This window comes from Streptomyces sp. NPDC054956 (genome assembly GCF_053609185.1).
This window is the reverse complement of sequence record NZ_JBSGXB010000063.1, coordinates 23,080-29,585: the sequence shown is the minus strand read 5'-3', so window position 1 is coordinate 29,585 and position 6,506 is coordinate 23,080. Positions and strand designations below refer to the sequence as shown.

Here is a 6,506-nt window from a genome sequence, read left to right as displayed (position 1 = left end):
GGCGGGGGGGGGGGGGGGGGCGCGGGTGCCAGAATAATATTCTTAGCGCCCAAGCGGTTCGGGGGGGGGGGCGGCCCTTTGGGCCCACCCCCCCACCCCACCCGCAGTACCCCTGAGTGACATCCCCGAGCGACACCCCCAAGCGACACCCGAGCTCACGGAAACGGAGAACCCCCATGTTCACGAGCCCCTGGCAGCGCCCGCTCATCCTGGCGGCGGCCTCCCTGGCTTTCTTCACCGGTACGGCGTGCGCCGCGCAAGCGTCGCAGTCCCACACCCCGGCAGGGGCAGTCTCCTCGGTCCTGGCCGGTCAGCCCGCACATTGCATAGCTGGTGGCCTCGGCGGCGAAGGTGGCGAGGGCGGCAAGGGGGGAGAAGGCGGCAAGGGCGGTGAGCCCGGCCAGCCCGGTGAGCCCGGCAAGCCCGGCCGCGTCGGCTGCTTCCGCTTCGACGACCTGCCCGACAAGCCGAAGTCCGAGCTGACGGTGGTGGACCGCGTACGCATCGTCATGACGCTGATGGCCGACGACACCGACGCGAACAAGGAGAAGATCGCCAAGAAGTACAAGATCTCGGAGGAGCAGCTCGACACCTGGAAGGAGAACTACCTCGACGGTGACTGGTTCGCCCTGATGGGAAACAGCTCCCTCACCTAGTGGGTGACGCGGGAGGACAGCAAGGGGAGCGCGAGGAACGGGGCCGGCGGGCCGGCGGGTGACGGCAGCAGATCATGCGGACCGTCCCGCCGGTGGCCGGCCCTTCCGCTCTCCGGGAGCCGGTCCCAGGAAAAGCCGGAAGCGGGCAGTGAATCCGCATCGGGGAAATCAATTCGGAAAGGGAGAATCTCATGCGAGTGCGTTCTTGGAAGCTCCGTCTCGGCCTTGTCCTTTCGACGACGTTGATCGGTGCCGGTGCCATGGTTCCCGTGGCTTCGGCGGCCCCGGCCCCGACGAGCCATACGGCCTCGGCCCTCGCCGACTGGCACGGCCCCGGATCCGGCGGTGGCGACAACAGGTCCGGCTCGGGCCGGTTCGGCGGCAACACGGCCGTGGGCGGCGTCAAGGTGGGCAACGGCAGTGTCCGCGTCGGCGACAAGGTGTGCGCGGGCAGCTGCAACGGAACGGTCAACGGCACCAACGGAGGCAAGGGCGGGGTCTGTGTCGGTCTGTGCAACGGCAGCGCCAACGGCGGCAACGGCACCACGGGCCGCCCGGGCGGCGACGGCACCCAGGGCGGCAACGGCGGAGTCTGTGCCGGGGTCTGCAGCGGCAGCGTCAATGGCGGCAACGGTGGCAACGGCGGGGCCGCGCCGGCCGGCGGTGACGGCGGCAACGGCGGCAGGGGCGGCAACGGAGGCATCTGCGTCGGTGTCGGCTGCGAGACCAGCGGTCAGGGCGGCAGGGGTGGCAACGGCGGCGACGACGACTGAGCCGTACCGGTCCGTGCTCACGGGGTCCCGGTGTGCGTCCCGCACGCCGGGACCTCGCAGTTTCCGCAGCTTCCGCGATTTCCGCGATTTCCGAGGTTTCCGCTGTTTCCCGCGATTCCTCGTGACGGGCACCGCTGTGGATCACTGGATAGACTTTCACGTACGCGAGAGCGGCCAGTCGCGTCGGCCGGGTGCGGGAGGCGCCTGATGGGCACGGCATCGAACCGAAGCCTTCAGTCCGGCCGGCCCTCCGGCATGATCGGGAAGGAGATCGCGGGGTACCGCATCGAGCGCCTGATCGGCCGTGGTGGCATGGCCGTCGTCTACAGCGCGAAGGACCTGCGCCTGGACCGTACGGTCGCGCTCAAGCTGATCGCCCCGGAACGCGTCCGCGACGAGGTGTTCCGCCGCCGCTTCACCCACGAGTCGCGCGTGGCCGCCAGGATCGACCACCCGCACATCGTGCCGATCTTCGAAGCCGGCGAGACCGACGGCATCCTCTACATCGCCATGCGCTACGTGGCGGGCCTGGACCTGAGGGCCCTGCTGGACCGGGAGGGACCGCTCCCCGTCGCGACCGCCGTGCGCATCGCCGCCCAGGTGGCATCCGCGCTCGACGCGGCCCACGCGCACGATCTGGTCCACCGGGACGTCAAGCCCGGCAACATCCTGGTCGCGGCGGGCACCGACAGTGATCACCCCGAGCACGTGTACCTCACGGACTTCGGGCTGACGAAGCGGTCCCTGGCGCTCACGGGGTTCACCACCGCGGGCGAGTTCGTCGGCACGCTCGACTACATGGCGCCGGAACAGATCTCCGGCCGGCCCGTGGACGGCAGGTGCGATGTCTACAGCCTCGCCTGCGTCGTGTACGAGACCCTCGCCGGCGGGCCGCCCTTCGAGCGCGACGACGCCCCGGCGCTGCTCTGGGCGCACCAGTACGACCGGCCGCCGCCGCTGAGCGAGAGGCGGCCGGGGATCGCGCACGCGGCGGACGCCGTCCTGGCGAAGGCCCTGGAGAAGGTCCCGGAGGACCGGTACGGCTCCTGCCGGGAGTTCGTGGCGGCCCTGCGCGCCGCCACCGGGAACGGCGCCGCCGAGAACCTCGCACGGCCACCCCGCGCGGACGCCCGGCCCCCCGGGCCCTCGGGGAAGCGCGTGCCGCCTCCGGAGCCTCCGGACTGGGCCCGGCCGGTCTTCATGGCTCCGCCCGACGGGCCGTAGGGCGCGCCGGGCGGTGTGAAACAGGGGGAAACGGGGGGAACGGGGGAAACAGGGGGCGGGGGCGGGTCACAGCCCCAGGGAGACGGCCAGTCGGACCAGTTCCGCCGAGGTGTTGATGCCCAGCTTGGCCCGGATGCGGCGCAGGTAGGCGTCGACGGTGTGCTTGGAGAGTCCCATGGAACGGGCCGTCTGAACGTAGGTGCACCCTGCGGCGATGTACCGCAGCGCCTCCTGCTCACGCGGGGCGAGGGTGGGGGTGGAGACGGGGACTTCGGCGTGCGGCGTGGCGAGTGTGAGGCTCATGGGAACTCCTCCGACACATCAGCTCGGTCGTCACTGCTCACGTCCTCGGAAGCAGGGGACATATCCGGGAATGTGGATGTATGTCCGTGTTAAAGAGCCTGTCGGGGGGAGTTCATGAGGGTGTCCGCCAACTGTCACAGCCGTGTCACAGGGGCCTCCTGCGTGCGTGTCGCGGGAACGATCGGGGCATAGCGGTGCGGGCCGTGCGGGCCCTCAGAGCCCTACGAGGGACTGCTCGGTCCAGATGGTCTTGCCCACGGGCGTGTGCCGGGTGCCCCAGCGCTGGGCGAGCTGGGCGACCAGGAGCAGGCCCCGCCCTCCCTCGTCGAAGATCCGGGCGCGCCGCATGTGCGGGGCGGTGTTGCTCGCGTCCGAGACCTCGCAGATCAGGGTGGTGTTCTCGTGGATCAGCCGTAGCTGGATGGGCGGCTCCCCGTAGCGGATGGCGTTGGTGACCAGTTCGCTGACGACGAGCTCGGTGACGAACGCGGCCTCGTCGAGACCCCAGGCCGTCAGCTGCTCGGTGGCGTCCCGACGGGCCTGGGCGACGACGGAGGTGTCGAACGGCACGTCCCAGACGACGACCTTGTCGGCGTGCAGGGCCCGGGTCCGGGCGACGAGCAGGGCGACGTCGTCGTCCGGAGGATGGGTCAGCAGGGCCGTCAGCACGCGGTCGCACACCGCGTCCAGCGTGGAGGCGGGACGGGCGAGCGCCGTGAACATGCTGTCCAGGGCCTCGTCGATGTCGTGGTCGCGGGCTTGGAGCAGGCCGTCGGTGTACAGGGCGAGGATGCTCCACTCGGGAAGCTCGACCTCGACGGTTTCGAAGGGCAGGCCGCCCAGACCCAGCGGCGGGCCGGCCGGGACGTCGAGGAGGTACACCGAGCCCTCGGGGGAGACCACGACGGGTGGCGGGTGGCCCGCCCGGGCGACGGTGCAGTGCCGGGTGACCGGGTCGTAGACCACGTACAGGCAGGTGGTGCCGATGCCCCCGGCGGTCTCCCCGGCCCCCTCCGGGTCGGCCTCGTCGGCGGAGAGGTGGATGACCAGGTCGTCGAGATGGGTGAGCAGCTCGTCGGGAGGCAGGTCCACGTCGGCAAGGGTGCGTACCGCGGTGCGCAGCCGGCCCATCGTGGCGGAGGCGCGGATGCCGTGGCCGACGACATCGCCCACGACCAGGGCGACGCGCGCGCCCGACAGCGGGATCACGTCGAACCAGTCTCCGCCCACACCGGCCTCGCCCCCGGCGGGCAGGTAGCGGGTGGCGACCTCGAGCGCCGTCTGATCGGGCAGCGTGTGCGGGAGCAGGCTGCGCTGCAGGGTCATGGTGCTGGTGTGCTCCCGCAGGTGCCGGGGCGCGCTGCGGATGCTGACGGCCGCTTTCGCCGCGAGCTCCTCGGCCAGCCACAGGTCCTTCGGCTCGAAGGGCCCCGGGCGCCGGTGACGGCCGAAGACCGCCACCCCGAGCGTGGTGCCGCCGGTGCACAGCGGTACCACCATCAACGAATGGGTCCCCGTCTCGCCGATCCATGCGGCGCCCGGGTCCTCCGCCACCCAGCGGACGACGGCCGGGTCGGCCGCCCCGTACACGGCGCCCCGGCCCGCGGCCAGCCGTTCGACGGCGGGGGACAGCGGCGGATGCACGGTCGTCCCCCCGAGAACGACACGGGACTCCGGGGTTCCTTCGAGGACCGAGCGCACCGCCGTGCGGCGCACGGTGACCGGCCCCGCCGCCGGGCGCGGGGACGACTCGTCGCGGCGCGGGAGGGGTTCCAGCAGGTCGACGAACGCGAAGTCGGCGAGCCCGGGGACGGCGACTTCGGCCAGCTCCCGCGCGGTACGGGCGCTGTCCATCGTGGTGCCGATGAGGGCGACGGCCTCGGCGGCTCCCGCGGCGGCGTCGTGCTGCACGGGCGGCTGCTTCCGGTCGCTCTCGGCTCCGGCCTTCTCGTGCGCGGTCAGGCACACGGCGCGCACCCTGCCGTCGGGGTCCCGCAGCGGCGCCAGCGAGGTCGCCCAGCCGTGTTCCCCGCTCGTCCCCGGGGGACGGACGAAGGCGTCCACGTACTGCGGCTCACCGGTCTCCAGCGCCAGGCGCATCTTCCGCTCGGTCTCCTCGCTCACCGGATCCGGCGCGATCTCGGGCAGGCGCAGCCCGCGCATCTCGGTCTCGGTGAGGGAGAGCGCGCGGTTCATGCCCGCGTTCGCCATGACCAGCCGCAGGTCCTCGTCGAAGATCGCCAGGAAGCTGGGGGACTGGGCGAAGGCCCACTCCCGCAGAGGTTCGTCCCGGGGCGTACGGGGCTCGCCCGGCACGGCCGACACCACGGACCACCGGGTGGTTCCGCTGGTGGACGTCCACCGGTGCGCGAGGAGGCGTACGTCCATCCGCCGCCCGTCCTGGTGCCGCAGTGCCACGGAGCCGCTCCACCGCTCCTGGCCCGCCTCCACCCCCGGCGCGCCGGCGCCCGCGCCCTCGGCGAGCAGGCCGGCGGCGGGCCGTCCCACGACCTCGGAGGGCGGGTAGCCGAGCAGCCGGCGGGCACCTTCACTCCACTCGGTGACGATGCCCTGCTCGTTGACGTTGGCCGTGGCCGTATACGCCGAGCCGGGGGAGATGCCGGTCTCCTCCGGCGGCTGACCAGGAGAGGTGGGAAGTCGCTCCATCGCCGCTCATCTCGCCCTCGCTAGTTCCTGCCCGCCGTCACACGGGACCTGCACAGCCAGGCCGTCTCTTGCGGATCTTGCCTGACCCGCAAGATCAGAAAGAGACGGCCTGGGGGCCCACTCACAAGCATGATCCGGCGGGGCAAGGAGCACCAACGCAGTGCTTCCGCGCGGCACGCTCAGCCGCCCGGACCGGGGGAGGGAGCCGGGAGGTCCGGCGACGGTTCCGGAGGCGCGTCCGGGTGCGCGAGGACGAGGGCGAGGACCGCCTCCCCCGCCCGCCACACCATCGCGCGGCGTCGTCCGCCGAGTACGGGCGGCCGCAGACCGAGGATGACGATGCCCCGCGGCGCGCCTCCGAAGATGCCGCTCCGGTCGGCCTTGACCGAGGCTTCCTTCAGCGCCCAGGCCCCGGCCATCGCATCGGGCCGGTCCGTACCGACGAGGGCGAGCTCCTCGGGGGACAGGACGTGGTCGGCGACCCGCCGTACCGATTCGGCCGAGGAGGTCTCGCACAGGTCGACGCCGACCGCTCCCGGCGCGAGGGCCGCGGCGACGTGCCGGGCGGTGTGGCTGATGGAGACGCTCAGGGCGGGCATCGGGCCGCCGCCGACGAGGACGCGGGGGCTGCCGTCCGGACGGGGGAGGATCTCCACCTCGTCCGCCCGCGCGCCGGTGGCCTCGCAGACCAGCCGCTTGGCGAGCAGCCGGCCGGCCGACCATTCCGCCTGCCGCCAGGCCGGCAGTGCCCGTACGACCCGTTGCTCGGCCGGTGAGAGCACCGGCGCCGGGCGGAGGCCGTGGCGCCGGGCCACGATGAGGGCGGCTCCGCCCCATCGGTGGATGCGGCCCGGCGCGATCGAAGGAATCGTGGTGTCCATGG

General features: G+C 72.5%; 6 protein-coding genes. 3 read left to right on the top strand and 3 right to left on the bottom strand.

Annotated features, from left to right (window positions below; translation table 11 throughout):
• Nucleotides 1-176 precede the first annotated feature (176 nt).
• The 3 genes from ACWGDE_RS13670 to ACWGDE_RS13660 all read left to right on the top strand — a co-directional run bounded on the left by ACWGDE_RS13670 (nucleotide 177) and on the right by ACWGDE_RS13660 (nucleotide 2,653).
• Nucleotides 177-656: a hypothetical protein gene (locus tag ACWGDE_RS13670; protein WP_453389156.1), complete on the top strand. Its 480-nt coding sequence runs from the start codon at nucleotides 177-179 to the stop codon at nucleotides 654-656.
• A gap of 269 nt (nucleotides 657-925) precedes the next feature.
• Entirely contained in the window at nucleotides 926-1,429 is a 504-nt protein-coding gene (locus ACWGDE_RS13665; RefSeq protein WP_453389155.1) for a hypothetical protein, read from the top strand.
• A gap of 207 nt (nucleotides 1,430-1,636) precedes the next feature.
• The gene (locus ACWGDE_RS13660) at nucleotides 1,637-2,653 is read left to right on the top strand and encodes a serine/threonine-protein kinase (protein WP_453389154.1); all 1,017 of its coding nucleotides are present in this window, start codon (nucleotides 1,637-1,639) and stop codon (nucleotides 2,651-2,653) included.
• Nucleotides 2,654-2,719: 66 nt separating this feature from the next.
• Here the strand turns inward: ACWGDE_RS13660 and ACWGDE_RS13655 are convergent, their stop codons facing one another.
• The 3 genes from ACWGDE_RS13655 to ACWGDE_RS13645 form a co-directional block, all read right to left on the bottom strand.
• On the bottom strand, nucleotides 2,720-2,956 hold the full coding sequence (locus ACWGDE_RS13655; RefSeq protein ID WP_453389153.1) for a response regulator transcription factor: 237 nt from the start codon (nucleotides 2,954-2,956) through the stop codon (nucleotides 2,720-2,722).
• Between the two features lie 213 nt (nucleotides 2,957-3,169).
• Entirely contained in the window at nucleotides 3,170-5,623 is a 2,454-nt protein-coding gene (locus ACWGDE_RS13650; RefSeq protein ID WP_453389152.1) for a SpoIIE family protein phosphatase, read from the bottom strand.
• Nucleotides 5,624-5,802: 179 nt separating this feature from the next.
• The gene (locus ACWGDE_RS13645; RefSeq protein ID WP_453389151.1) at nucleotides 5,803-6,504 is read right to left on the bottom strand and encodes a 4'-phosphopantetheinyl transferase family protein; all 702 of its coding nucleotides are present in this window, start codon (nucleotides 6,502-6,504) and stop codon (nucleotides 5,803-5,805) included.
• Nucleotides 6,505-6,506: the final 2 nt, after the last annotated feature.

Bases quoted from the DNA above. Each gene is read 5' to 3' on its own strand.
- ACWGDE_RS13660 (WP_453389154.1), top strand. From the start codon at position 1,637: ATGGGCACGGCATCGAACCGAAGCCTTCAGTCCGGCCGGCCCTCCGGC.
- ACWGDE_RS13670 (WP_453389156.1), top strand. From the start codon at position 177: ATGTTCACGAGCCCCTGGCAGCGCCCGCTCATCCTGGCGGCGGCCTCC.
- ACWGDE_RS13655 (WP_453389153.1), bottom strand. From the start codon at position 2,956: ATGAGCCTCACACTCGCCACGCCGCACGCCGAAGTCCCCGTCTCCACC.
- ACWGDE_RS13650 (WP_453389152.1), bottom strand. From the start codon at position 5,623: ATGGAGCGACTTCCCACCTCTCCTGGTCAGCCGCCGGAGGAGACCGGC.
- ACWGDE_RS13645 (WP_453389151.1), bottom strand. From the start codon at position 6,504: ATGGACACCACGATTCCTTCGATCGCGCCGGGCCGCATCCACCGATGG.